This window comes from Paractinoplanes rishiriensis (assembly GCF_016862375.1).
Classification (GTDB): domain Bacteria; phylum Actinomycetota; class Actinomycetes; order Mycobacteriales; family Micromonosporaceae; genus Actinoplanes; species Actinoplanes rishiriensis.
Genome location: NZ_BOMV01000012.1, coordinates 1 through 25,604, shown reverse-complemented (window position 1 = coordinate 25,604; position 25,604 = coordinate 1). Strand labels below are relative to the sequence as shown.

At 70.1% G+C, this 25,604-nt stretch carries 20 protein-coding genes; 8 read left to right on the top strand and 12 right to left on the bottom strand.

Translation table 11 applies throughout. The features are described 5' to 3' along the window. Positions 1–276 precede the first annotated feature (276 nt). From Ari01nite_RS08465 to Ari01nite_RS08450, 4 genes are read left to right on the top strand one after another with little or no spacing between them, the layout of a single operon-like run. Positions 277–1,428, top strand: a complete 1,152-nt coding sequence (locus tag Ari01nite_RS08465) for an aldose epimerase family protein (protein WP_239162580.1) — start codon at positions 277–279, stop codon at positions 1,426–1,428. Positions 1,429–1,443: 15 nt separating this feature from the next. Continuing rightward, positions 1,444–2,565, top strand: coding sequence for a sugar ABC transporter substrate-binding protein (locus Ari01nite_RS08460; protein WP_203780556.1), 1,122 nt, complete (start codon positions 1,444–1,446; stop codon positions 2,563–2,565). Further along, positions 2,562–3,593: an ABC transporter permease gene (locus Ari01nite_RS08455; protein WP_203780555.1), complete on the top strand. Its 1,032-nt coding sequence runs from the start codon at positions 2,562–2,564 to the stop codon at positions 3,591–3,593. The genes Ari01nite_RS08460 and Ari01nite_RS08455 overlap by 4 nt, the downstream gene beginning before the upstream one ends. Continuing rightward, positions 3,593–4,357 carry an ATP-binding cassette domain-containing protein gene (locus tag Ari01nite_RS08450; protein WP_239162579.1) on the top strand — a complete coding sequence of 255 codons (765 nt, stop codon included), beginning with the start codon at positions 3,593–3,595 and terminating at the stop codon, positions 4,355–4,357. The genes Ari01nite_RS08455 and Ari01nite_RS08450 overlap by 1 nt, the downstream gene beginning before the upstream one ends. A 277-nt stretch (positions 4,358–4,634) precedes the next feature. On the opposite strand, the gene Ari01nite_RS08445 is transcribed toward Ari01nite_RS08450, so the two are convergent. From Ari01nite_RS08445 to Ari01nite_RS08420, 6 genes are all read right to left on the bottom strand, one after another. Continuing rightward, positions 4,635–6,416, bottom strand: coding sequence for an alpha/beta hydrolase domain-containing protein (locus Ari01nite_RS08445; RefSeq protein ID WP_203780554.1), 1,782 nt, complete (start codon positions 6,414–6,416; stop codon positions 4,635–4,637). Between the two features lie 11 nt (positions 6,417–6,427). After that, on the bottom strand, positions 6,428–7,747 hold the full coding sequence (locus Ari01nite_RS08440; protein WP_203780553.1) for a sodium:proton antiporter: 1,320 nt from the start codon (positions 7,745–7,747) through the stop codon (positions 6,428–6,430). 8 nt (positions 7,748–7,755) lie between these two features. Beyond that, positions 7,756–8,634 carry a shikimate dehydrogenase gene (locus Ari01nite_RS08435; protein WP_239162578.1) on the bottom strand — a complete coding sequence of 293 codons (879 nt, stop codon included), beginning with the start codon at positions 8,632–8,634 and terminating at the stop codon, positions 7,756–7,758. Between the two features lie 61 nt (positions 8,635–8,695). After that, positions 8,696–9,712 (bottom strand): TRAP transporter substrate-binding protein DctP, encoded by a 1,017-nt coding sequence (gene dctP, locus Ari01nite_RS08430; protein WP_203780551.1) that lies wholly within the window; start codon positions 9,710–9,712, stop codon positions 8,696–8,698. 31 nt (positions 9,713–9,743) lie between these two features. Then, the gene (locus tag Ari01nite_RS08425) at positions 9,744–11,024 is read right to left on the bottom strand and encodes a TRAP transporter large permease (protein ID WP_203780550.1); all 1,281 of its coding nucleotides are present in this window, start codon (positions 11,022–11,024) and stop codon (positions 9,744–9,746) included. Beyond that, positions 11,021–11,530 (bottom strand): TRAP transporter small permease, encoded by a 510-nt coding sequence (locus Ari01nite_RS08420; RefSeq protein ID WP_203780549.1) that lies wholly within the window; start codon positions 11,528–11,530, stop codon positions 11,021–11,023. Before Ari01nite_RS08420 ends, Ari01nite_RS08425 begins: the two co-directional genes overlap by 4 nt. Before the next feature lie 332 nt (positions 11,531–11,862). On the opposite strand from Ari01nite_RS08420, the gene Ari01nite_RS08415 reads away from it, so the two are divergent. Further along, a complete protein-coding gene (locus tag Ari01nite_RS08415; protein WP_239162577.1) occupies positions 11,863–12,654 on the top strand; it encodes an IclR family transcriptional regulator in 792 nt (263 codons plus the stop codon). A gap of 6 nt (positions 12,655–12,660) precedes the next feature. Here the strand turns inward: Ari01nite_RS08415 and Ari01nite_RS08410 are convergent, their stop codons facing one another. The 5 genes from Ari01nite_RS08410 to Ari01nite_RS08390 are packed head-to-tail and all read right to left on the bottom strand — an operon-like array spanning position 12,661 to position 19,526. Then, positions 12,661–13,701 carry a Gfo/Idh/MocA family protein gene (locus Ari01nite_RS08410; RefSeq protein WP_203780547.1) on the bottom strand — a complete coding sequence of 347 codons (1,041 nt, stop codon included), beginning with the start codon at positions 13,699–13,701 and terminating at the stop codon, positions 12,661–12,663. A gap of 17 nt (positions 13,702–13,718) precedes the next feature. After that, positions 13,719–14,159: a type II 3-dehydroquinate dehydratase gene (locus Ari01nite_RS08405; protein ID WP_203780546.1), complete on the bottom strand. Its 441-nt coding sequence runs from the start codon at positions 14,157–14,159 to the stop codon at positions 13,719–13,721. Next, complete coding sequence (locus tag Ari01nite_RS08400; protein WP_203780545.1) at positions 14,156–16,264, bottom strand: outer membrane protein assembly factor BamB family protein; 2,109 nt, start codon at positions 16,262–16,264, stop codon at positions 14,156–14,158. The genes Ari01nite_RS08405 and Ari01nite_RS08400 overlap by 4 nt, the downstream gene beginning before the upstream one ends. Before the next feature lie 29 nt (positions 16,265–16,293). Further along, positions 16,294–18,039: a thiamine pyrophosphate-binding protein gene (locus tag Ari01nite_RS08395; protein WP_203780544.1), complete on the bottom strand. Its 1,746-nt coding sequence runs from the start codon at positions 18,037–18,039 to the stop codon at positions 16,294–16,296. Then, positions 18,036–19,526 carry an aldehyde dehydrogenase family protein gene (locus Ari01nite_RS08390; protein ID WP_203780543.1) on the bottom strand — a complete coding sequence of 497 codons (1,491 nt, stop codon included), beginning with the start codon at positions 19,524–19,526 and terminating at the stop codon, positions 18,036–18,038. The genes Ari01nite_RS08395 and Ari01nite_RS08390 overlap by 4 nt, the downstream gene beginning before the upstream one ends. 190 nt (positions 19,527–19,716) lie before the next feature. Here Ari01nite_RS08390 and Ari01nite_RS08385 point away from each other — a divergent pair, with 190 nt between their 5' ends. Genes Ari01nite_RS08385 through Ari01nite_RS08375 form a run of 3 tightly spaced genes read left to right on the top strand, consistent with a single transcriptional unit; the run spans position 19,717 to position 22,714 of the window. Then, positions 19,717–20,895 carry a CaiB/BaiF CoA transferase family protein gene (locus Ari01nite_RS08385; protein WP_203780542.1) on the top strand — a complete coding sequence of 393 codons (1,179 nt, stop codon included), beginning with the start codon at positions 19,717–19,719 and terminating at the stop codon, positions 20,893–20,895. Further along, entirely contained in the window at positions 20,892–21,698 is an 807-nt protein-coding gene (locus tag Ari01nite_RS08380) for a citryl-CoA lyase (protein WP_203780541.1), read from the top strand. The genes Ari01nite_RS08385 and Ari01nite_RS08380 overlap by 4 nt, the downstream gene beginning before the upstream one ends. 29 nt (positions 21,699–21,727) lie before the next feature. After that, positions 21,728–22,714 carry a ThuA domain-containing protein gene (locus Ari01nite_RS08375; RefSeq protein ID WP_203780540.1) on the top strand — a complete coding sequence of 329 codons (987 nt, stop codon included), beginning with the start codon at positions 21,728–21,730 and terminating at the stop codon, positions 22,712–22,714. A 23-nt stretch (positions 22,715–22,737) separates the two neighbouring features. Here Ari01nite_RS08375 and Ari01nite_RS08370 read toward each other — a convergent pair whose 3' ends face one another. Then, complete coding sequence (locus Ari01nite_RS08370) at positions 22,738–25,473, bottom strand: TIM barrel protein (protein ID WP_203780539.1); 2,736 nt, start codon at positions 25,471–25,473, stop codon at positions 22,738–22,740. Positions 25,474–25,604 lie beyond the last annotated feature (131 nt).

The window sequence follows — 25,604 nt, the reverse complement described above, 5'->3', positions numbered from 1 at the left end:
ATAAAGCGCTAAATGCGGTCGCATTTCCCCGCTTCTCATGCACGCATACTATGCGCGCATAATGCATTTCGAGATCGATGTTGACACATTTTTAGATCAAATTGTAGCGTCGACTTCGCGTCTTGGTTTCGCCCCTGTCACCGCAGGCCGGCGAAACGTTACTCTCCCCGTCTCGGGGTGCTCACTCCCCCTCCCCGGGTCGCTCTCCTATGCACTCTGCCCTCCAGCGTGACGAGAGGCGAGGCACCAATGTCCATGATCTCATCAGGCCGGACAATGATCCGGCTGGGAGCGGTCGCGCTCATCGTCGCCGGGATGGGTGTGGCCAGTTCGGCTACGTCCCAGGCCGGCGGCAAGGCGACCATCACCAGGGAAGCAGGTTGGGGCACCACAGCGGGCGGCGAGTCCGTCGACCGTTACGTCCTGACCGCCGGGCAGATCCGGGTACGCATTCTCACGTACGGCGGAATCTTGCAGACCATCGAAATGCCGGACCGGCACGGCAAGCGCGCCAATGTGGCACTTGGATTCCGTAATCTGGCCGATTACGAGACGAAGAGCCCGTATTTCGGGTGCATCACCGGCCGGTACGCGAACCGGATCGCGCTCGGGCGGTTCACGCTCGACGGCGTCACCTACCAGTTGCCCATCAACAACGATCCGAACAGCCTGCACGGCGGCACCGTCGGATTCGACAAGCACGTGTGGGCGGCCACCCCGATGCGCACCGCCGACGGCGTGGCGCTGCGGCTGACCTTCACCAGCCCCGACGGCGATCAGGGCTACCCGGGCGAGCTGCGGTCCACGGTGACCTACACGCTCACCGTGAACGGCGACATCCGGATGGACTACACCGCCACGACCAGCAAACCCACGGTCGTCAACCTCACCAACCACGCGTACTGGAACCTGGCCGGCGAGGGCGCCGGGACGATCGACGGCCACAAGCTGTACATGAACGCCAGCCGGTACACGCCGGTGGACGCCACGCTCATCCCGATCGGCTCGCTCGACCGGGTGGCCGGCACGCCGATGGACTTCCGCACCCCGACCGCCATCGGAGCCCGCAACCGGGCCGGCTTCGAACAACTGGTCATCGGGCGCGGATACGACCACAACTGGGTGCTCGACCGGCGCGACTCCACCTTCACCAAGCTCGAGGTGGCCGCACGGGCGACCGACCCGTCCAGCGGCCGGCAGCTGACCGTGCTCACCACCGAGCCCGGGCTGCAGTTCTACGGCGGCAACTTCCTGGACGGCACGCTCGTCGGCACGAGCGGCCGGATGTACCGGCAGGGCGACGGGTTCGCCCTGGAAACGCAGCACTTCCCCGACTCGCCCAACCATGCCAATTTCCCGTCGACCGTCCTGCGGCCCGGACAGACCTACCGGACCACGACGATCTACCGGCTCGGCGTGGCGCGCTAAACCCTAGGTGGTGACATGCCTGTTCATCCGACGGTCGCGGAGGCGGCCGACAAACTCTCTCCCGGCGGCGTCACGCGTCGCCGCCTGCTCGCCGGCACCGGGCTGGCGAGTGCTTCGCTCGCGGCGACCGGCCTGCTGTCCGCGTGCAGCCAAGAGCCGGAGACCACGGACGCTCTCGGCAACTTCCCGAAGACGCCGAACTGGAAGTTCGTCTTCATCAACCACGTCACCACGAACCCGTTCTTCACCCCCACCCAGTACGGCGCCGAGGACGCGTGCAAGCTGCTCGGCGTCTCCTACCAATGGACCGGCTCGCAGAACTCGGTGGTGGCCGAGATGGTCAACGCCACCAACACGGCGATCAGCGGCAAGGCCGACGGGCTGGCCCTCGCCGTGGTGGACAAGACCGCGTTCCAGGCCCCGGTGGACCAGGCCCTGGACGCCGGCATCCCGGTGGTGTCGTACAACGCCGACGGCGCGCGCGACGACCCGGGAACCAACCGGCTCACCTACGTGGGCCAGGGTCTCTACGAGTCCGGGTACGCATTGGGCCAGCGCGCGCTGGCCCAGGTGCAGTCCGGCGAGGTGGTCGGCTTCATCGCGACGCCGGGCCAGCTCAACATCCAGCCCCGGATCGACGGCGCGCAGCAGGCGTTCAAGGACGCCGGTGGCGCGGTCCGCTTCACCCCGGTGGCGACCAACGCCGACATCACCAAGGGCCTTTCCATCATTGACGCGTACGCGCAGGGCCATCCCGACCTGGCCGGGATGCTCGCGGTGGACGCCGGGTCGACGCAGTCCATCGGCCAGGTGGTCAAGAAGTACAACATGCGCGGCAAGTCGCTGAAGGTGGCCGGCGGTTTCGACCTGATCCCGGAGACGCTGACCTCGATCAAGGACGGCGATCTCGACTACACCATCGACCAGCAGCCGTACCTGCAGGGCTTCCTGCCGGTGCTGTACCTGTACCTTTTCAAGGTCTCCGGCGGCCTCATCTCGCCACCGCAGACCAACACCGGCCTGCTGTTCGTCACCAAGGACAACGTCACCCAGTACCAGACCACGCAGACCCGGTACGAGGGCTCCTCGACCGACGTCAAGCTGGTCGAGCGTACCGGCCCGATCGCTCACTCATGACCCGCTCCGACACCGTGCAACAAGGGGGTTCGGCGCCCGCCGCCGAGCCCCCGGTGCGCCGGCCCGGCGTCGGCACCCTGCTGGTCCGGTGGCGCGAGGCCAGCGTGCTGGCGGTCGCCGTCGCCATGGCGATCTACTTCTACACCGCCACCGACGTCTTTCTCACGCCCGACAACCTGCGCAACATCGCGCAGGCCACGGCGCCGGCCGCGATCGTCGCGGTGGGGATCGTGCTGCTGCTGGTCAGCGGTGAGATCGACCTGTCGGTCGGGGTGGTGGCCGCGCTGGCGCCGTTCCTGGTGCACTACGCGGTCGACCTGTACGGCGTCCCGGTCATCCCGGCGTTCCTGCTGGCGTTCGGGATCTCCGCGTTCATCGGGTTCTGCAACGGCTTCATCGTCACCAAGCTGCGGGTGCCGTCGCTGGTGGCCACGCTGGGCTCGTACTACTTCCTGCTCGGTGTGCTGCTGACCACCTCGCACGCCTACCCGGCGCAGATCCCCGAGGAGGCCAAGGGCACGATCCAGTCGATGTTCGGGGCGGCCGACTGGGCGTCGCTGATCTGGTGCCTCGGCATCGTCGGGTTCTTCCATGTCGTGCTGACCCGGACGAGATGGGGTCTGCACACGATCTCGGTGGGCGGCAACCTGATCGGCGCCACCGAGGCCGGCATCCGGGTGCACCGCATCAAGATCGGCAACTTCATGATCGCGAGCATGCTGGGCGCGCTGGCCGGCCTGCTGGAGGCGTTCCGGATCAACAGCATCGACCCGAACATCGGCGGCGGCACCGCGCTGGTCTTCACCGCCATCTCGGCCGCGGTGATCGGCGGCACCGCGCTGGCCGGCGGCTCCGGCACGGTGATCGGCGCCCTGCTCGGCGCGCTCATCCTGGCCGAACTCCAGAACGGCTTCAACCTGATCGGGATCAGTGCCAACCCGTTCAACCTCATCCTCGGCGGCGCGATCCTCCTTTCGATGATCGCCAACCAGTACCTGTCGCGGCTGCGGCGGACCGGAGGCACGTGATGGCTGAGGCGCAAACGGTGGAGGCGCTGCGCGTCGAAAATGTCGCCAAACGCTTCGGCGCGCTCACCGCACTCCGCGACGTCAGCCTGCGGCTGGACCGGGGTGAGGTGCTGGGCCTGATCGGCGACAACGGCGCCGGCAAGTCCACCCTGATCAAAATCATCTGCGGCTACCACCGCCCCGACGCCGGCCGCATCGTGGTGGACGGCCAGGAGGTGACGCTGCGCAGCGTCGACCACGCCCGCGCGCTCGGCATCGACACCGTCTACCAGGGACTGGCACTGATCAACGAGTTGTCCGTCTACCACAACATGTTCCTCAACCGGGAACTGCGGATCGGCCCGCTGCTCAACAACCGGGCGATGCGCCGGCTGGCCCGCGAGCACCTGTCCGACATGGGGGTCAACATCCCCGACGTGGGCTCCGAGGTGGCCAAGCTGTCCGGCGGCCAGCGCCAGGCGGTGGCGGTGGCCCGGGCCGTCTATTCGGACGCCCGGATCCTGCTGCTGGACGAACCGCTGGCCGCGATGGGCGCCAAGGAGGGCGTGCTGATCCTGGATCTGATCCGCGATCTGAAGGCCCGCGGCGACGTCTCGGTCATCATCATCGCCCACAACTACGCCCAGGTCCTGGACGTCTGCGACCGGGTCAACCTGCTCCAGCACGGCACCATCACGTTCGACCGGCCGACCTCGCAGGTCTCGGTGGAGGAACTGACCGACCTGGTGGTGGCCGAGTACCGCAGGCGCCGCCTGTCGTCCTGACCGATCCGCTAGCCGATCCCGACCCGCTGCTGCTCCGGCTCGATGAGCGCGACCACCCGCTCCTAGTCGCGCCCATGGGGCTGCCCGACGTACTTCATCGCGATCCGGTCGATGACCGCCCACGCCTCGTCCCCTCGAGCCACCCGGTTGCTGTACCGGCACCACGCGTGCGGCGAGATCAGCCGCGGCGATCTGCGGTGCGCCCACTGTGGCGGGTCGATGCACGCGGGCGACGTCGACCTGCTGCCCGGTCCGGGCAGCAGGTCGGGACGGCCGGTCAGCCGGGATCCGCCGGCGAGAGCCGTTCGATCAGCACCGCGGAGTAGCCGTCGAGCAAGCGGGCCTGCCCCTCGGTCACCCGGCCGTGCTGCCGCATGCGATCGAGCAGCACCCGGTACGTCTCGAGCCACCGGATCGCCCGCGAATACTGCGTCTGCCGGTGAGCCGGATCGGTCTGGCCGCGGGCGACCGCGAGGGTGGCGTGGTCGAGTGCGTCCAGCAAGCGGTCGGCGCCGCGCAGGTAGAGGAAGGCGGTGTGGTCGCGCAGGAGCTGGGTGGACGGCTGGACCGGGAACTGCGCGACGTTGGCGCACAGCTCCGCGCACTCCAGGTCGCGGCCGGCCAGCGAACTCCGGGCGTCCCGGAGCATCTCGCCGGCGTCGGCCGGGAGAACGTAGCCGTCACGCAGGTTGTCCCGGACCGCCGCCGTGAACCTGGTCAGATAGGTGCGGCGGTCGGGATAACGGCTGGTCAGCGTCGCCCGGTCGAACGGCAGGTGCGTCCCGTTCAGGAAACACAGCCCGGTGGCGCCGGGGCGGTTCTCGTTGACTCCGGTGTCCACGGCCACCGGAACCTCGAACGGCGCCAGACGCAGACCGCCCAGCGCGTTGCCGCCGGCGTCCCGGACCACGGTGAGCCCGCCGGGTGCCAGGGAGATCAGCGGCGCGGTGGGCGGCACGGCCCGGCGCTGTGCCCAGCGGGCCAGATGGTGCATGGCAGCGGACAGGCTGTACCGGTCCGGGATGCGGCTCCGGCTGGGCCGGGCACAGTTGTCCTGCAGCGCTGCCGTCGGCTGGTCGCGCTGGAGCAGGGCGTACCGGACCGCGAAGGACGCCCAGTCCGAATGCGAGGTGCCGGCGACCGCCCAGGTCCGCATGAGCCCGGTGTCGGGCTGCAGCGAGCTGACCTCGCTGGCGTTCGAGGCCGGTGCGGCGGCGAACTCGGTTTCGGACAAGACCTTGAAGACCGGCATGGTGAGGTCGGCCCGCAACCTCTCGCCGCCGACGTAGAGCAGCGCGGCGTCGGCTACCGGCCGGTTGCGCGGCTGGATGGCATTGGCGAAGACCGAGACGCGACCCGCCGACTGGGATACGCCCGCCGCGATTACGGTCCTGATCCCGGGCCGCAGGGTGCCGAGCACGCCGGTCCGGCGGACCGCCTGCAAGCCTTGGGCGTAGACGTCGAACGACAGCGGGTCACCGGACGTGAGCGTGCCGCCCGCGGTGAGATCGAGACCGCCGTAGCGGTGCGGATCGAAGGCCTTCAGACCGAGCGCCGGGTGGGTGACCGGGGCACTCTGCGCGGTGATGCCGACCCAGGCGTAACCGTCCCGGAGCAGGAACTCGTGGGTGCGGAACCACAGAGCCTCGACGTCGTACTGGCTGGTCGCGTTGAGCCATTCGACGATCACGGTGCCGTTGAACCGGTCAGCCCGCGCGGGCCGCCGGACCACCATCCGCGTCTGGTAGTGGTGGCCGGTGCTGACGATGGCCGCGGTCGGTGACGGCGACGGCCGGGCGCCGATGCCCGGCGCCACCGTGGCGTCGTAGACGTTGGCCGCGCCGCGGTAGAAGAACTCCTGCTCGAGGTAACCGCGGGCGGCCAGGTCGAGGTCGGTGGCGAAGAAGGGGTGGCTCTCCCCGGTGGCGGGGATCGGCCCGGTGACGACGGGGACCGGGACAGTTCCGGTGCCCGGTCCGGACGCCGTGGCGGGTACGGGTGCGGCCACGATTCCGGCAAGCAGTGACGCCAGCAATGCGGCGCCGGTGCGACTGATCATGTTCGGCCTCCTTACGGGTCGGGCGCGAAGAACAGGAAGGTCGTGGCCGTCAGCACCGGCAGCATGCACAGCGCCGCGACCAGGGCGTAGCCGAAGAAGTTCGGCATGGCCACGCCGCGTTGCTCGGCGATCTCCTTGACCATCAGGTTGGGCCCGTTGCCGATGTAGGTCAGCGCGCCCATCATCACGGCACCGCAGGCGATGGCCATCAGCAGCCGGTCACCGGCCGGGTTGCCGACCAGCGCGGCCAGGTAGTGCGGGTCGTCCGCCTGGATGCCCTGCTGGCCGGCGGCGACCGAGGTGAAGACCAGGTAGGTGGGGGCGTTGTCCAGCACCGACGACAGCGCCCCGGTGGCCCAGAAGTACTGCCAGGGCAGGTGCAGACCGATCCGCCCGGCGTGGGCGTTGAGGAGCAGCAGCGGCTGCGTCATCGTCACGAAGATGGCGGCGAAGATGACGGCCACCGACGCGATCGGGCCGAAGGTGAAGTGGTTGCCCTGGTGGATCGCGCGCGGAGTGAGCCGGTACGACAGGAACGCGATCGCCAGCAGCGCCGCCTCCGGAACGCCGTACGGGATGGCTTGAATGCTCTTGCTGAGCAGGACGAGCACGACCACCGCGAGCAACAGCAGGTTGCGCCGGCCCGCCAGGCGCAGCGGTTGGTGCTCGATCAGCTCGTCCAGCAGTCCGACGTCCCGGTCACGCCGCTCCTCGCGGTTGACCACGAACTGATCCACCAGGTTGAAGAGCACGATCAGCACGCCGTTGACGAACAGCCACGGCGCCCACAGTTGCAAGGTCCAGCCGAACGGCACGCCCTTGAGAAAACCCAGGTAGAGCGGTGGATCTCCGATCGGGGTGAGCAGTCCGCCGGCGTTGGCGACGATCAGGATGAAGAAGACCACCAGGTGGGCCCGGGACCTCCGGAGCACGTTGGCGCGCAGGAACGGGCGGATCAGGAGGACCGCGGCACCGGTGGTGCCGATGACGTTCGCCAGGACCGCGCCGACGGCCAACATGCCGGCGTTCGCCAGCGGCGTGCCGGCGAGCGAACCGCGGACCTCGATCCCGCCGGCGATGACGAACAGGGCCGCCAGGAGCGACAGGAACGAGACGTACTCGGTGAGGGAATGGCCGAGCGCCGCGGCGCCACCGGGCTCGGTCAGCAGGTGGCCCGCGGCGGGGACGGCGAGCGCCGCGGCCACCAGCGCCTTGTTGGCCAGGCGGCGCCACCACCCCGCGGCGAACACCTCGAGCAGGGCGACCGCGGCCAGCAGCAGGACGAACGGCGCCACGCTCCACGCCGGCAGCCGCTCGCCCAGTGCCGCCATTGGAGGATTCAGCCGCCGATCCGGAGTAGTTCGGCGGAGTCGGCGAGCATGGCGCCAGGGTCGGCACGCAGCCCGGTGAACAGTTCGAAGGCGGCGACCGCCTGGTGGACGCTCATCGCAACGCCGGGCAGGGTCGCCGCTCCGGCCGCCCGGGCGGCCCGCAGCAGGGCGGTGTCGGCCGGCCGGTAGACGAGATCGGCCACCCACAGGTTCGCCCGCAGATCCTCCGTGGCCACCGGCGAACCGGGATGGTGCGCCATGCCGATCGGGGTGGCGTTGATGACACCGTCGGCGGTGGCCAGCAGGCTGCTCTGGTCACCGGGCGACCCGGTGCCGACCCGATCGGGACCGAACTGCCCGGCGAGCGCGTGGGCCAGGGTGGACGCCCGGTCCGGGTCCACGTCCACGATGGTGAGGTGCCGCGCGCCGAGGGTCAGCATGGCATGGGCCACCGCGGAACCCGCGCCGCCCGCGCCCAGCTGGACGACCCGTTCCCGGGGCGCCGCCGGGAAGTGCTCGGCGAAGCTGGTGCGGAACCCGTACGCGTCGGTGTTGTGCCCCGTCGCGACGGCCGAGTCGTCGAAGACGACGGTGTTGACGGCGCACAGCGTGCGTGCCTCGGGCGACAGATCGTCGAGGTGGCGGACGATCTCCTGCTTGAAGGGATGCGTCACGTTGAGGCCGCGGTAACCGAGGGTGCGCGCCCAGCGCAACAACTCCGGGAGGTCCGCGGCGTGCAGCCCGAGCACGTGCGAGTCGATGGTGGTGTAGAGCAGCCGGATCCCGTGCCGGTCGGCCTCGTGCTGGTGCAGCAGCGGCGAGTGCGACTGCCGGATGCCGGCGCCGATCAGCCCGATCAGGACAGGTGCGGGTGCCGTGGTTGTCACCGTGCCCCTTTCACCGCTCGGTTCCCCCCGGGGGCCGTGGCCCCCGGGGACGGGACAACGGTCAGGCGGAGGCCCGGATGCTCTTGTAGAGCTCCAGGTTCGCGCCGGTGTAGTGGGTGTTGAAGTACGCCTCGGCCTTGCCGATGAAGGCATCCCGGTCGACCTGGTCGATCTCGACGACGGTGCGGGTGGAGTCGCCGCGCCATCCGTCGAGGACTTTCGCGGTCTCGTCGTCGACACACTTGCGGTTCTCGGCGCGGATGTCGTGGACGGCCTTGGCGAGCGCGTCCTTCTGGGGCTGGCTCATCTTGTCCAGGGTCTTGTCCGAGACGACGACGTAGTGCGCACCGACCTGGTGGTTGGTGAGGCTGGCGACCTTGAGGATCTCGTCGAACTTCTGGGCGTGGGTGGCCACGACCGGGTTCTCCTGGCCCTGGGCGATGCCCTGCTGGAGTGCGAGGTAGAGCTCCTCGACGGCAATCGCGACCGCGTTGGCGCCGAGGGCCTTGGCGTTGGCCAGGAACTGCGGGGTGTTCGGGAACCGGATCTTGAGGCCGGCCAGGTCCGCGGGCTGGCGGATCGGTTTCGTCGCGGTGAACGTCCGCATGCCGAAGTACCAGGCGTCGAGGATGGTGGTGTTGGTGGCGCCGTTGAACTCGGTGAAGAACGCCTCGCCGTTCTGGTCGACCCACTTGAAGAAGTGGTCGATGTCGTTGAAGGCGTAGGCCGCGTCCAGCACGCCGATCTTGGGGAAGGCCGTCGACATGGCCGATCCGCCCTGCAGGTCGATGTCGATGTCGCCGCTCTGCACGCCGGCGAATCGCTCGGCGTCCGGCCCGAGCTGGCTGTTCGGGAACGTGTCAATGGTGAGGTTGAGGCCCTGTTGCGCCTCGATCCGTTCCTTGAGCAGCTTCATGCCGCAGTAGTAATTCGGCTGTGACTCCGGTTGGGAACTGCCGATCTTCAGCGAGAGCTTCGGGTTCTCGCCCTCGGCCGGGGCCGTGTTGCCCTCGGTGGTGCATCCGGTAACCAGCAAGAGGGGCAGGACGATCGCCGCGGCGATCTTCGTACGGAGCATGGTCTTCTCCTCCCCGACAGGGAAATGGCGATCAGAATCCGAGCAGTCCGGGAAGCCACAGCACGACGCCGGGAAGTGCGGTGACCACGATCAGGACCAGCAGCAGGGGGACCAGGAACGGTGCGACGCCGCGGAAGATGACGTCGACCGGCTTGCCGGTCACCGAGCTGGTGATGTAGAGGACACTGCCCACCGGCGGGGTGAGCAGGCCGATCATCAAGTTGATGATCATGACGACGCCGAAGTAGATGGGATCGATGCCGAGCTGCGTCGCGATCGGCAGCAGGACCGGGACCGTGACCAGGATGATCGCGGTCGCGTCGATCAGGCAGCCGAGGATCAGCAGGACGACGTTCACCAGGATCATGAAGACCCAGGGGTTGTCGGAGACCGAGATGAGGAACTCCGCGACGTTTCGCGAGACGTGCGCGCGGGTGAGGATCAGGCCGAGCAGGGCGGCCGCTCCGAGGATCAGCATGATCCCGCCGGTGATCACCGCGGTCTCGCGGAACGCCTGCAGGATCACCGGCCGGCGCAGGGTTCGGTAGAACGCACCGAGGACGAGCATGTAGAACACGGCGACGGACGCCGCCTCGGTCGGGGTGAAGAATCCGGACAGGATGCCGCCGAGCAGGATGACCGGGGTCAACAGCGGCCCGATCGCGCCCAGCGACGCCCGGGTGAATCGGGCCCGGTCGAACGGGACCGAGGTCATCTCGGGCCGGCGCATCGTCCAGAGGAAGATGTAGACACAGAGTCCGGCGGCCATCGCGAAGGCCGGCAGCACGGACGCCGCGAACAATGCCCCGGTGGAGACGGTGGCGGTCGCCGCGTAGATGACGGCCGGGATGCTCGGCGGCATCACCGGGCTGATCAGTGACGACGACGCGGTGAGCCCGGCGGCGAACCCGTGCGGGTAGCCGGCCTTGACCATCTGCGGGATCTGCATCTTGCCCAGCCCGGCCACGTCGGCCAGTGCCGAGCCGCTCATCCAGGAGAAGCCGACCGCCGAGCCGACGTTGACGTACGCGAGATTGCCGCGTAGCCGGCCGAGGGCCGCAAGGCAGAACTCGTAGAGCCGGTCGGCGATGCCGAGGCGGTTGGCCAGCACGCCGACGAGGATGAAGAGCGGGACGGCGAGCAGGGGGAAGCTGTTGAGGCCGTCGAAAGTGGTCTTGAGGGAGAAGCCCGCGGAGCTCCCGTCGGCGAGGGCATACCAGAGGCCGGGGCCGATGAACGCGAGCCCGACCGGGACCCGGATAAACAGCAGGACAGCGATGGCGACGCCGACCATCCACAGTTCGAGGATCATTTCGCCTCCGCCGCATCGAAGGGGGCATCCGGTCGCCCGGCGGCGAAGATCCGCACGACGGCCCGCACGGCACCGGACGTGAATCCGATCAGCGGGACCGCGTACAGGATCCAGAGTGGGATGCCGAGGGCGGCGGTGCGGCGTCCCGGATAGGCCAGGATCAGGTGGTACGCCTCCCAGGCGAGCAACGCGCAGATCAGTGCCGTGCAGGCGGCCGAGACTGCCTTGACCACGGCGAAGGCCCGGCCCTTCACCAGATAGTCGATGATCTGGATGGTGATGTGGCCGTTGTTGCCGATCAGGTAGCCGACCATGATGAACGTCAGGACGATCAGTGAGTAACCCGCCAGTTCGCCCACGCCGGGCCAGTTCAGCGCAGGAAAGTAGCGGCTGATCACCTGCCAGAGCACGCTGACGAAGATGACCACCAGCGCCACGACGGCGACCCACAGCTCGATCGAGCCCCAGGCCCGCAGCGGCGCGGGCTCACGCCAGTCGGCCGGCACCGGCTGTTCGCCGTCTGAGCGCCTGCCAACGGGGATCAATCTGGACAACGAAGGACCTCGCTCTCTGCGGGCGTCTGTCTCGGGATGACACCTGTGCGGGCGAGGCCGCCCGGCCGGTGCCGAATGCTGGACCGTTGCATGGACCACCAGTCGGACCAACTGGACCATCTTGTGGACTGCGTGTAACGTACGGGCGTCCGGCGGTTCTGGCAAGAGCTGCAGCGCAGACCGTTACGGATGTGTGAATCCGGTCCCCGCTGCGCGAGAATCGCGGCCGGACAGGCACGATTGGTCGGCAGCGCGTGCACCGGACAGCGAGGAGAATGACAACCGTGGAGGCGCCATCGACGAGCAGTTCCGCCGAACCCGCCGATCAGCAGGGGGTCCGCAGTGTCCAGCGCGCCCTGGGCATTCTCGGACTGCTCACCGACGACCGTCCGATCGTGTCCGTCCGTGAGATCGTCGAGGCCACGGGGCTGGCCAAGACCACCGTCCTGCGCCTCGTCTCGACCCTGGAGCACAACGGCCTGCTGTGGGCCACCGGCAACGGCTACATGGCCGGGCCCGGACTATGGCGGTGGGCGCACCTGGCACGGCAGAGCTGGGAGTTGCCGGCCGAGACCCGGCGCGGCATGCAGGAGCTCGCCGCCCGCCGCCGGGAGACCGTCAACCTGTACGTGACCCGCGACATCTACCGGGTCTGCGTGGCGCAACAGGAAAGCCCGCAACCGCTGCGCCACGTCGTCCGGGTCGGCGACGAGCTGCCCATGTGGGCCGGCGCGTCCTCGAAGGTTCTGCTCCGCGACGCCAACCCCGGCATGCTGGAACGCATCGCCGAGAAATCGCCGCACGGCCGGGAACACGCCGCCGTCCTGCGCGACTGGATCGACCAGGCAGCGCGTCAGGGATACGGGGAGAGCCACGGTGAACGCGAGGCGGGGATCTCCGCCGTGGCGGCACCGGTCCTCGGCCGGTCCGGCGGCGTGGTGGCGGCACTGGCGCTGAGCGGTCCCTCGATCCGGTTCACACCGGACCGGGTCGCCGAGTTCGCCGACGACCTGAAACAGATGGCCCAGCAGATGTCCGAACGCGGCTTCGACCGGCCGTTCGGCCACGGCGGCTGAACCGGGTCATCCGGGCGCCGGCAACAGCACGGTCGCGCCGGTTCGCGCCGACGCGTAGACCGCCTCCACGATCTCCAGGGAACGTACGGCATCCCGGCCGGTGACGGCCGGGTCGCGGTCCTCCCGCACCGCGGCGACGAAGTCCTCGATCTGCCGGGCGTGAAAGGGCGCGAGATGATCGTGGATGGCAGCCAGCGGCAGATCGGCACCGCGGTAGCGGCCGGTGAACTCCTCCTCGCCGGTAACGGTCCAGACATCGGTGAACCCGACGCCTTCCGGCAACTCCGCCACGCCCGCCGTACGGCCGCGCGCGTCGGCGACCCACACCTGGATGCCGAGCCCGGGCCGGAAGGTCGTCCCGGCCTGCACCGTGGCGACCGCACCGGACCCGAACTCGATGAGCGCGCCCGCGGTGTCCTCCACGTCGATGCCCGGATGGGCGAGGGTCGCGCAGTGTCCGGTGACCCGCCGGGCCGGGCCCATGTACCACTGCAGCAGATCGATGTGGTGGATCACCTGAGTGATCAGCACGCCGCCGCCCTCGGCGTCCCGGCTGCCGCGCCACGGCTCGGCGTAGTAGTCGGCGTCCCGGTTGAGCCGGGCGAGCACGCCGCCGCAGATCGGCGCTCCGAGACGTCCGTCGTCGAGAGCTGCGCGGATCCGGGCGGCCGCCGGCCAGAACCGGCGCTGGAAGATCACTCCGAACCTGATTCCGGCCGCGTCCGCGGCCGCGATCATCCGATGGGCCTGCGCGACGTCGAGCGCCACCGGCTTCTCGCACAGAACGTGTACGCCGTGCCGTGCGGCGGCCAGCACCGCACCCTCGTGGGCCGCGTGCGGCGTGCAGATCGTCACCGCGTCGACGCCGCACGAGAGCAGCTCCGCGCCGTCCCCGAACGCTCGCGCGATGCCGTGCGCGGTGGCGAACGCCTGTGCGCGCTCCCGCACGGCATCCGCCACGGCGGCGACCTCGACCCCCGGTATCGCCTGCAGAGCGGCCACATGATTGCGGGCGATCCGGCCGCAGCCGATGATCCCGATACGCACGACGGCCTCCTGGCAAGCTATAGATCGCGGTGCCCGGCCAGCGCCCGCATGCCCAGTTCGTAGACGTGCGGGCCGAAGCCGGCCAGGAATCCCCAGCAGGCCGCCGCGGTCAGCAGCTCCCGGTAGAGCGGTTCCCGTCCGAAAACGTTGGTCAGGTGCACCTCGACGACCGGCCTGCTGTGCATGCGCAGCGCGTCGTAGAGGGCCACCGACCGGGTGGACAGGCCGGCCGGGTTGACGATCACCGCGGCCTGCTCGTCGTACGCCTGATGGATCCAGCCGATCAGTTGTCCCTCGGCGTTGGACTGACCGAAGAACAGGTCGAAGCCGAGCTCCGGGGCGAGCGTCTCGCACCGCTTCCGGATCTCGGCCAGCGTGACCCGCCCGTAGACGGCGGGTTCACGCCGGCCGAGCATGTTCAGGTTCGGCCCGTTGACGATGTACAGCCGCTCGGTCACGGCAGGTAGACCTCGATCTTGCCGGTGGAACGCGGGCTTCCAGGGTCGTTGAAGAAGTACTCGCCGGCGCGCCGGAACGTGTAGGTGTAGGACTCCCCCGGCGCCAGCACCACGTCGAACAGCCCTTCGAAGAACTGGGTGACCCCGCGCGGGCCGGCATTGCCCGGATGGTTGGTGAAGGTGACGGTGGTGCCGAGCGGCACCCGGAGGTGGGTCGGCGCCATCCCGGCGACCGCGAACGACTCCGTGGCGCCCACCGTGCCGTTGGCGTAGGTCCGGCCGATCACCACCGTGTTCGCCACGGCTGCGCCGTCCACCGGGCCGCCGGAGACGGGCCGGCGCACGACCGGGGGCGGCGGTGCCGGTACCGGGCCGAGGTCTCCGCCGATCTCGAAGGCCCAGAGGAAGTCGCCGCGGGGCGCCGAGTTCCCGTACGGGATGCTGGTGCCACCGGCGAGGACCGCCAGGTACTCTTTTCCGCCGGCCCGGTACATGATCGGACTGGAGCTGATCGCCGCACCGGTCTGGAACCGCCACAGCTCACGGCCGGTGCGCGCGTCCAGGCCGAGCAGGTTGCCGTCCGGCTGGCCGATGAACAGCAGGTCGGCGGCCGTGGTGAGGATGCCGTTGCCGTGCCCGAGCGAGTACGGCATACGCCGCTTCCAGCGCACCTGGTTCGTGCTGACGTCGACGGCGACGACACCGCCGGTCTGATATTCGCCGGGTGGGCGCAGCCCGTTGCTCGACTCGGTCAGCGAGTGGGCCGCGGCCACGTAGCCGAATCCGGTGTAGACCAGGCCGGTGCGGTGGCTGAACGACAGGTGTGACCAGTCCGCGCCACCACCGTGACCCGGAATGGACAGGATCGGCGTCTCCCAGTGCGGGTCGTACAAGGCCCCCTGCACGTAGTTCGGTACCGCCCGGTTGGGGTCGCCCGGCACCGAGGTCCCGAGCGGCTGGTCGGTGACCCGTTGCTCGGTCCAGCCGCCCTGCACCGGGAACGGCTGGGTGGGCCACGTCTTCTGCCGGGGCTCCTGTGGCACGGGACGTTCGACGACGCCCAGCGGTGCGGTGCCGTCGGTTCGGTCGAGGATGAAGAACATCCCGGACTTGCTGCCGTAGACGACGACCTTGCGCATCCGGCCCCGGATGCGAACGTCGGCCAGTACCGGGGACATCACGTTGTCCATGTCCCAGATGTCGTGGTGGACCGACTGGAAATGCCATCGGTACGCGCCGGTCCGCATGTCCAGCGCGACCAGCGAGTTCGCGAACAGATTCTGCCCGCCGCGGTTCGAGCCGTCCTGCGATGAGTTGCTGCCGCGGGCGTTGCCGAAGGTCCAGTAGGTCAGGCCCAGCTCCGGATCGACGGCCGGGTGGATCCACGGCGTCGCACCGCCCTCGGCCCAGGAGTCGCCCTCCCAGGTGTCGTTGCCGAACTCCCCCGGCCCCGGCGTGCCCCAGAAGTGCCAGAGCACGTCGCCGTTGCGGGCGTCCACGGCGACGGCCGCGCCGCGCGGACCGTCGTTGGTGCCGCAGAACAGCAGGCCGTCGTGGTAGACCACGGCCACCTTCTCGATGTTGCCGAACCCCTCGACCTGGCGTTCCCACACGACCTGGCCGCTGTGCCGGTCGAGCGCGACGATGTAGTTCTCGTTGGTCTTCGTGAAGACGAATCCGCCGCCCACGGCGACGCCGCGGCGGGTCAGCGCACCGCGGGTCTGGTCGTACCGCCATCTGGTCCGGCCGGTCACGCCGTCGACCGCCACGACATTGCCCAGCGCTGACTCGATATAGAGCACACCGTCGACGGCCACCGCCGTGCTCTGGTTGTTGCCGGTGCGCAGACCGCCCTCGATCGAGTTCATCCAGGCGCCGCGGAGGCGGCGTACGGTGCCGTGCTCGATGCGGCGCAGGGCGGTGTAGTTCTGGTTGCCGAGATTGCCGCCGACCTTGGGGAAGTCGGCGTCCCCGGGCGTGTCGAAGGCGCTGAGAGCGGCCGCGGCTGGGGCACGCCCGGCGGCGGCCGGGGTGGCCAGGGCCGGGCCGCCGACGGCCGCGGCCGCAGCCGCCTTGAGCAAATTTCTCCGGTTGAGGGCGGTCACGCGGAAGTCACCTCTTCTTCAGGGTCGAGCTAGTCGAAGATGCCCTGGTAGATGTCCTTGATGTTCCAGTGGCCGGGGGTCGGCACCGGCTCGTTCACCATCGGCACGTCGATGACCGCGGGCCGGCGAGCCACGAGCGCGGCACGCAACGCGGCACCGAACTCGTCGGCGCTGCGCACGGTGTGGCCGTCCGCACCGCAGGCCCGCCCGAGAGCGGCGAAGTCTGGGCTGTACGGGTTGCCGTCCGGGTCGGTGAAATCGCAGCCGTGGCTGCGCCCGAAATTCGCCGACTGCAGGTCGCTGATGGTTCCGTGCGAGCGGTTGTTCATCACCACGAAGATCACCGGCGTGCCCTGTTCGACGGCCATCGGCAGGGCGGGCAACTGCGCGCTCATGCCGCCGTCACCGATCAGGGCGACCACGGTGCGGCGCGGATCGGCGATCTGCACACCGACCGCCGCCGCCGGCCCGAACCCCATGGTGGACGCGCCGCCGGGGGTGATGAACCGGCCCGGCTCGGGCAGCTCGTAGCACTGCGCGACGCCGTTCTTGTTCCATCCGACGTCGGTGACGAGCACCGCGTCGGCCGGCAGGATCGCCCGCAGGTCGGCAAGAATCCGTTCCGGCCGCAGCGGGAACCGGTCACTCGCGCCGCGACCCCGGCTGTCGGCGAACAGGGTACGGCGGGCCGCGGCGATGGTGTCCCGCAGCCCTTCGCGCCGCCGGGGTTCCGGCCGGCGGGCCTGCACCGCGCCGGCGACGGCCCGCACCGCCCGGGTCACGTCGGCGACCGCGCCGACGGTGACCGGGAAATTGCGTCCGATCTCGGCGGGGTCGATGTCGATCTGCACGAGCTTGGCGGGCGGGAACTGCCAGGTATAACGACGGTCCCAGGAGCTGGCGTCGGTCTCGGCGAACCGGGTGGCGAGGGCCATGACCACGTCGGCCTCCCGGGTGAAGCGGTTGGTCAGCTCCAGGCCCCAGAACCCGGGCATGCCGAGGAGCAGGGGGTGGTCGTCGGGCAGCGTGCCCTTGGCCATGAGCGAGTGCACGACCGGGATGTCGAGATGTTCGACCAGGGCACGCAGCTCGTCGACACCCGGGCCGCGGTGCAGACCCCCGCCCAGATAGATCAGCGGACGTTCGGCGGCGAGCAGCATTCCGGCGATCTGGTCGGCGGTGTCCGCCGGCAGGTCGGGCCGCTGCGGGGCGGCCAGCGGGTAGGTGGCGGCGTCGTGCGGCACCGGCCGGGAGAAGTGGTCCATGGGCACGCTGAGCAACACCGCGCCGGGACGTCCCGACGCGGCGGTCCAGAAGGCGCGTTCGGTGAAGCGAGCCAGGTCCTCGGGGCGGTGCACCTGCCACGCCCGTTTGACGAAGGGCCGGTAGATCGCCGTCTGGTCGGCGTCCGCGTGGAGGTTCACCTCCTGGTGCGGGTGCCGGCCGAAGTAGTAGGAGGGAATGTCGCCGGCGATCGCCACGAGCGGCACCGAGTCGAGGGCCGCGGTCAGCACGCCGGTCACGCCGTTGGTCAGACCCGGCCCGACGTGCATCAGGACCACGCCGGTGCGGCCGGTGGCGCGGGCGTACCCGTCGGCGGCGTGCGCGGCGGCCTGCTCGTGCCGGGCGATGACGAACCGGATGCTGCTGCGCCCGATCGCGTCCAGCAGGGCGATGTTGGTGTGACCGCAGGTGCCGAAGATGTGCTCGACGCCGTACGACTCGAGCTGCGCCACCATCGCCTCGGCCGCGGTCCGGGTCTCGCCGGCGCTCATCGGGCGCCATCCTGGTCACCGAACAGCGACATGCCGCGCAGCACGAGCGTCTTGACCACCGTGTAGTCGTCGATCATCCAGCGTGGCGACTCGCGACCGAACCCGGAGTCCTTGACACCGCCGAACGGCACGTGGTCGAGGCGGAAGTTCGACGACCCGTTGACGATCAGGCCACCGACCTCCAGCTCCCGCCAGGCCGTCAGGATCCGGCGGACGTCGAACGTGAACAGACCCGCCTGCAGGCCGTACCGGCTGTCGTTGCACGCGGCGAGCACGTCGTCGAAGTCGTCGAAGGGCGACACGCTCACCACCGCGCCGAAGACCTCGTCCCGGATCAACCGGGCGTCCGCCGGCGGCCCGGCCACGATCGTGGGGGTGACGGTCGCGCCGTCCCGGTGACCGCCGGTGGTGATCGTCGCACCGGCCGCCACGGCTTCCCGGGCCCAGGTGACGACGCGTTCGGCCGCGTCGTCGTCGACCATCGAACCGACATCGGTACCGGGCAGGGCGGGGTCGCCGACGGAGAGTTTCCCGACCTCCCGGGTGAACGCGTCCAGAAACTCGTCGTAGCGCCGGCGATCCACGTAGACCCTCTGCACCGAGATGCAGCTCTGGCCGGAGTTGCTGTATCCGGTTGCGGCGCAGTTGCGTGCCGCCGCCGCGACGTCCGCATCCGCGCACACGATGGTGGCCGCGTTCCCGCCGAGTTCCAGGACGAGCCGTTTGGCACCGGCGGCACGGGCGACGGCCGCACCGGTCTCCGGGCTGCCGGTGAAGCTGATGACACCGACGTCCGGGGCCGAGCTGAGCGCCGCTCCGATCTCGCCTCCGCCGTGCAGCAGTTGCACCGCCTCGGCCGGCATCCCGCAGTCGAGTAGGAGCTGCACCACGGCTGCCGACGAAGCGGGTGCCTGCGGCGGCGGCTTGACCAACGTGGTGTTGCCGGCCGCGAACGCGGCACCGAGCTTGTGCGCGAGCAGGTTGGCGGGCGCGTTGAACGGGGTGATCGCCAGCGCGATGCCGACCGGCGCACGGTAGGTGAAGGCGGTGTTGCCGACGCCCCGGGCCCAGCCGGCCGCCGGCAGGACCTCACCGCCGATCCGGCGGGCCTCCGCGGCCGACACGGCGAAGGTGTCGGCCACCCGGTCGATCTCGCCGCGGCCGTCCTTGACCGGCTTGCCGAGCTCGAGGGCGAGCAGTCCGGCCAGATCGTCGCGGCGGCGCACCGCCTCGGCGGCGGCCCGCTCGAGAATGTCGGCACGGGCGGCGGGCGCCATCCGGGCGACCACCTTGGCGCCCCGCCGGGCATATCCGAGTGCGGTCTCGACGTCGGCGAGGTCCGCCTGCCTGGCGGTGCTGACGACGACCCGAGCCCAGGGACCGACCCGGTCGGCCCGCATCCCGGTCGTCACCCAGGAGCCGGCGATCAGGCATCCGACCTCGGACGTCTGTTTCTCGGGGGTGGTTCGGCCAGGGCTGTCGGACATCACCGTTCTCCTCGTGCGAACCGCTCTGTGGTCCTTCTAGACCGTTCTGTGGACTAGGTGTAACGTACGGGCCGCGAAGTCCCCTGGCAATGGCTGACCGCGGAAACCGTTACGGGACCTCACAGCGCGCCGATCGATCGCCTACGGCACACCGGCCTGCGAGCCCCAAGACGACCGAAGGGCACGACTCATGGATGACGACCGACCCCTGCACGGCGTGCGGGTCCTGGACCTCACCAACGTTCTCGCCGGCCCGTACTGCAGCTATCAACTCATGCTTTTCGGCGCCGAGGTCGTCAAAATCGAAAGACCGGGCGGCGGCGATCTGGCCCGCTCGCTGGGGCCCGACCCGGAATTGAACCGGGCAGCGCTCGGCGCCTCGTTCCTCGCCCAGAACGCCGGGAAGAAGTCGGTCGAGCTCGACCTCAAGGACCCCGCCGACCGGACGACCTTCGAGAAGCTCGTCCGGGACGCGGACGTACTCCTGGAGAACTTCCGGGCCGGCGTGCTCAGCCGCATCGGCTACAGCTGGGAGGTGCTGCGCCGGCTCAACCCCCGCCTGATCTACTGCGCCATCTCCGGGTTCGGCCAGACCGGCCCGATGCGCCACGCACCCGCCTACGACCAGGTCATTCAGGGCCTGGCCGGCATGATGAGCATCACCGGAACGCCGGAGACCGCCCCGTTGCGCGTCGGCTTCCCGGTCTCGGACACCGTCGGTGGCCTGGTCGCCGCGATGTCCATCGCCGCGGCACTGGCCGGCCGGAACCGCACCGGCCACGGGCGGTTCCTCGACGTTTCCATGTTGGAGACATCGCTGTCCGCGATGGGCTGGGCCGTGTCGAACTACCTGGTCAGTGGCGTACCGCCGGAACCCATGGGCGACCAGAACGCCACCGCCGCGCCGTCCGGCACCTTCCACGCCGCCGACGGCCCGCTCAACATCGCCGCCAACCGGCAGGAACAGTTCGAGCAGCTGTGCCGGATCATCGACCGCCCGGACCTCGTCACCGATCACCGCTTCGCCGAACGCGAGGCCCGCAAACAGCACCGGGCCGAGCTCAACGAAGAGATCAACCGCGCGCTGTCGGCGCGCCCGGCCGCGGACTGGGAGCACCTGTTCGCCACCGCGGGGGTGCCGGCCGCCCGGATCCTCACCGTCCCGCAGGCCGTGGAACTCGACCAGGTCAACGAGCGCGGATTCTTCACCGATCTCGCGTTTCCCGCTCGCCCGGACCGCACGCTGCGGGTCAGCGGCAACGGCGTCCTGGTCGACGGCGCGCCACTGCGCCCGCACGCCCCGCCGCCACTGCTCGGCGAGCACAACGCCGAGTTCCGGAGCACCTCCGAGGAGGTACCCGCCCCGTGACCCCGGATCAGCACGCACCGACCGTCCGCGACGTCGCCGACTGGTGGGCCACCGCAGTGTCGCGGATCGAACCGAACGTCATCGAACTCCGCGGCCGGCCGGTCCAGAGCCTGATCGGCTCGACCAGCTTCGCCGGGATCATCTGGCTGATGCTCCGCGGCACCACCGCGACCCCGGCGCAGGAGAGGCTGCTCGAGGCGGCGCTCGTCGCCTCGGTGGACCACGGACCGCACGCCCCGTCGATCGCTGTGGCGCGTATCGCCGCCACCTGCGGCGTCGGCTTGAACAACGCCGTCGCCACCGGGGTCAACCTGCTCGGTGACGTGCACGGCGGCGCCGGTGAGCAATGCATGACCATGCTCGCCGAGATATCCGCCCACGCCGGAACCGACCTCGACGCCGCCGCGGCCACGGTCACCGCCGAGTGGCGGGCCCGCTCCCGGTACCTGCCGGGATTCGGCCACCGGTTCCACTCGGTCGACCCCCGGCGCGACCCGTTGCTCACCCTCGCCGATCGGGCCGCCGCCGACGGAACCGTCGACGGCCACTACCTACGTGCGGCCCGGGCGGTCGAGCGGGTGCTCGCCGAGGGTCGTTCCCACCCGGTTCCGATCAACATCGACGGCTGCACCGCGGTCCTCTACGGCGAACTCGGGTTTCCCCCACCGCTGGCCCGTGGCCTGTTCGTCCTGAGCCGCAGCGTCGGAATCCTGGCCCACGCCTGGGAAGAGACCGGTCAGGGCCGGCGCAACAAGGGACCGATGCCGCCATCGATCCTGCCCACCCAACTCGGAGACCCCTGACGGCCGGTCCCCGCCGGGAAGGAGAAATCATGTCCCTGCGACGAAGACTCACCGCACCTCTCAGCGCCGGCCTCGCCGCCGTGGTGACCGCCACCGTCCTGCTCGCCGGCGGCGCGGCGCTGCGCCCCGGCGGCCAGGAGCCGGCCGGCGAACAGGACACCGCGGCGCGAAATCTCGGCCGCGTCGACTACGGCGTCTGCCGGGGCACCAACCCCGGCTGCTACCACGACTGGGGCAACTTCGACCCGGCCGCCGGCGGCTACCGGGTACTCGTCTACAGCCGCACCGCCGGGCCACGCCACGCCCACCTGGGCCCGGCGCTGGCCGCCGGCCTCAACCCCCCGCTCACCGCGGCACACGCCGCCCAGTCCGCGCTGGTCAAGCTCGGTGCCGACCACGGTTTCGCGGTCGACTGGACGGAGGACGTCGCCCAGCTCAACTCCCCCGGTCGTCTGTTCCGCTACCACGCGGTCATCTTCATGAGCACGACCCGCGACACGCTCGACGACCCGGCCCAGACCGCTCTCCGGCAGTACCTCCGCGGTGGCGGCGGCTTCGTGGGGATCCACAACGCCTTCGGCACCGAGTACAACTGGGAGTGGTACGAGGGACTGCTCGGCGGGGCCAACTACTACGACCACGGCCGCAACCAGCCGGGCACGGTGGTGACCGCCAGCCGGCGGGACGCGTCCACGGCGGGCCTCCCGGCCCGTTGGGAGTTCACCGACGAGTGGTACAACCTGGTGCCGTTTCCCAGCCAGGTCCGCGTCCTCGCCCGGATCGACGAGGCCACGCTCCCGGACGGTCCGACCGGCGGCAGCGGTCATCCCGGGCACGGCCGCGACCACCCGGTCTCCTGGTGCCAGTACTACGACGGCGGCCGGTCCTGGGTGACCACTCTCGGCCACGCGGTCGAGGCGTGGACGGACGCGCCGATGGCCGGCGACGAGCACTTCCTCGCTCACGTGCTCGGCGGCATCGAGTCCACCATGGGGCGCAAGCCGTTCTGCAGATAGCCCACCGGGCGGTGCGGGCCCCGTCAGGCGGCGGCCCGCACCGCATCCAGCCGCCGCCGGGCCGCGGCGATCGCCAGGCGTGCGTGCTCCTTGCCACCGATCTGCGCCACCAGCTGCGCACGCGGGATCTCCAGGGCGTACGGCAGACCGGCCGGCAGCGCCGACAGGATTCCGTCCAGGTCGATGCCGCCCTCCCCGGGATAGAGCCGCTCGAACCGGGCCGTATGGATCAGCCCCTCGTTGGTGGGCGGGACCCCGGCGGGCGCATCGCAGACATGCGCGAAGTGGAACCACTCCGCCGGCAATTCGCGCAGGTCGGCGACGCTTGACCCGGACCGGGCGAAGTGCAGCAGGTCGACGAGCATGCCACCGTTCGGCTGGGCGGCCGCGCGCAGGACGCGGGCCGCCTCGGTCAGGTCCGGGGTCTCGGTCCAGGACGGGAACTCCAGGTCGACGGTCAGGCCGAGGGGCCGCGCCATCTCGCACAGCTGAGCGAACCGGTCCACCTTGCGGACCCGGTCCGCATCCGGCAACTGGGTGATCACGTGCCGGGCACCGAGCTCCGCTCCGGCCTCCAGGAAACGCTGGAAGTCGCGCGGATCCTCGTCCGGGCCGATCCGGGCGAGCTCGATGTCGAGCACCTCGACGCCGGTGGCCGCCAGCCGCACCTTGGTGGCCCGCATCAGGGCCGGATCGGTGGCCAGGGGATAGTGCGGTTCCTGGGCGGTCACCCTGGTGAGCCGGACACCCACATACCGGTAGCCCGCCTCCGCAGCGGCATCGACCAGTTCCGGCGGCGACAGGCTCAGCGCGGTCAGGTGCGCCAGCGAGTAGTCGTGTACCCGGCCGTCCTGGTGTTCGGCGGTGTCGCGCAGGTCGCGGAGCCGGGTGTGCCGGTGCGCGGCCATCCGCACCGGCACAGCCGCGGCCGCGCCGTAACCCGTGTAGCTGCCGATACGCTGCACCACCTCGAAGAACAGCCGGGAGCCGAGCATCTGGGTGTAGAAGTGCAGGTACTCGCCCTCGTCGTCGCTGTCGTAGAGGATCGAGTACTCGCGCAGCGTGGCGAGCAGGGCCGGCGGCGGGGCGAGCCGGGCGTCCAGGTCGTCGTAGTAGTTGTCCGGGATACGCAGGACCGGTGCGCCGAGTTCCCGCATCGCCCGCGCGCTGGCGACCACGTCATGGCTGCGGAACGCCACATGCTGCGGACTGGGTATCCCGGGCGCCCAGAAGCCACGGCGGAGCGGTGCGGTGTTGAACGTGATCCGTACGGTCTGTCCGACGTCAGTGGCCGACCGGCTGCGCAGCACGCCGAACGGCGCGGCGAGTTCGGTCGTCGGCCCCGGGCGCAGGCCGAGAACCGTGCGATAGAAGACCGCCGCCTCGTCGAAATCGTCGATCGACTCGGTGAGCGCGATGTGGTCGGTTCCGGTCACCAGGCCGTCGCCACGGGCCGCATCACCGGTCGGCAGGAAATCCGCCGTCCAGCCGCTGCCGTCGGCGCCGGTTCGGCAGAAGAAGACCGCGGTGCCGTCCGGCGCGGCAACCGAGCTCAGATCCGCCTCCCCGGCCTGCCGGACCCGCGGCAGCACCGGCGCGAGCAGCCGGTCCGCCCGCTCCGCCGACCGTGCCGGGTCGTCGCTCTCCACGCCCAGGGCGCAGATCACCGCCGTGCCGGGGGTCACGAGCCGCTGCGGGGCGAAGTTGAGAAGGATCCGGGCGGCGCCCTGTTCCCACAACTCCACCGGCTTGGAACGGTGCCTGCCGGTCTTGACGAAGCCGAGCGCCAGCAGCGTCCGCTGGACGACCGGACCGGACACGTCGTCGACCGCCAACTCGCTGAAGACCTGCCCACCAAGCCGTGGAGCCGGCGGCAGGCCGCTCGGTGGCAAGCCGGTCACCGCCTCCTGGAGGGCAAGCAGTGAGCGCATGCCGTCGATGGCCGCGTGCCGCGGGTCGGCCTGCCGGTAGATGTCGTTGAACACCTCGAGCGAGAGTGGCCCGGCATAGCCGGTGCCGAGCACCAGACCGGCGAAGGCCGCCAGATCGAAGGCACCCAGGCCGGGAAAGAGCCGATGGTGCCGGCTCCACTCCGCCACGTCCATCTTCAGCCGGGGGGCGTCGGCGAGTTGGAGGTGAAAGATCTTGGCGCCGGGAATCACCGCGATAGCGGCGAGGTCGGCACCCCGCGAGAGCACGTGGAAGCTGTCCAGGCACAGGCCCAGCGCGGGGTGGCCGACGCGGCGCACGATCTGCCACGCGTGCGCCGTCGTCCGGACGTGCCGGCCCCACGCCTGCGCCTCATAGGCGATCCGCACCCCGCGTCGCTCCGCGCGGTCGGCCAGTTCGCGCAACTGCTCGGCGGCCAGTTCATCGTCGTCGACGGCGACGGGCGACTCCGAGGAGCAGACCAGCAGCGTGCCCGCGCCGAGACTCTCCAGGACGTCAAGCTTTCGTTCGGCACGGCGCAGGTTCGCCCGCAACGTCTGGGGCGGGACCGCCTCGAAGTCGCGGAACGGCTGATAGACCTCGATCGTCAGGCCACGGCGGTCGCACTCCTGGCGAACCCGCGCTGGCGACCACGCCGACGCGATCAGGTCGCTCTCGAAGATCTCGATCCCGTCGAACCCGGCCGCGGCCGCGGCCGCGAGTTTGTCCTCGAGCGTGCCGGACAGGCAGGCGGTGGAGATCGACAGCCGCCGCCGAGCGGCCGGCCCGACCGTCTCACCGGGGGCGCTGTCATGTTCGGCGATGAGCATGACCGGTCTGCCTTCCTGCCGGCGTCCAGGAGTAACGACCCGGTCCACCAGGCGGACCGTTCGAACCGCGTTAATGTACTAGCTAGTTAGTTATAGCCGACGCTCGCCGGGCTGCATAGAGCCCCCGGCCC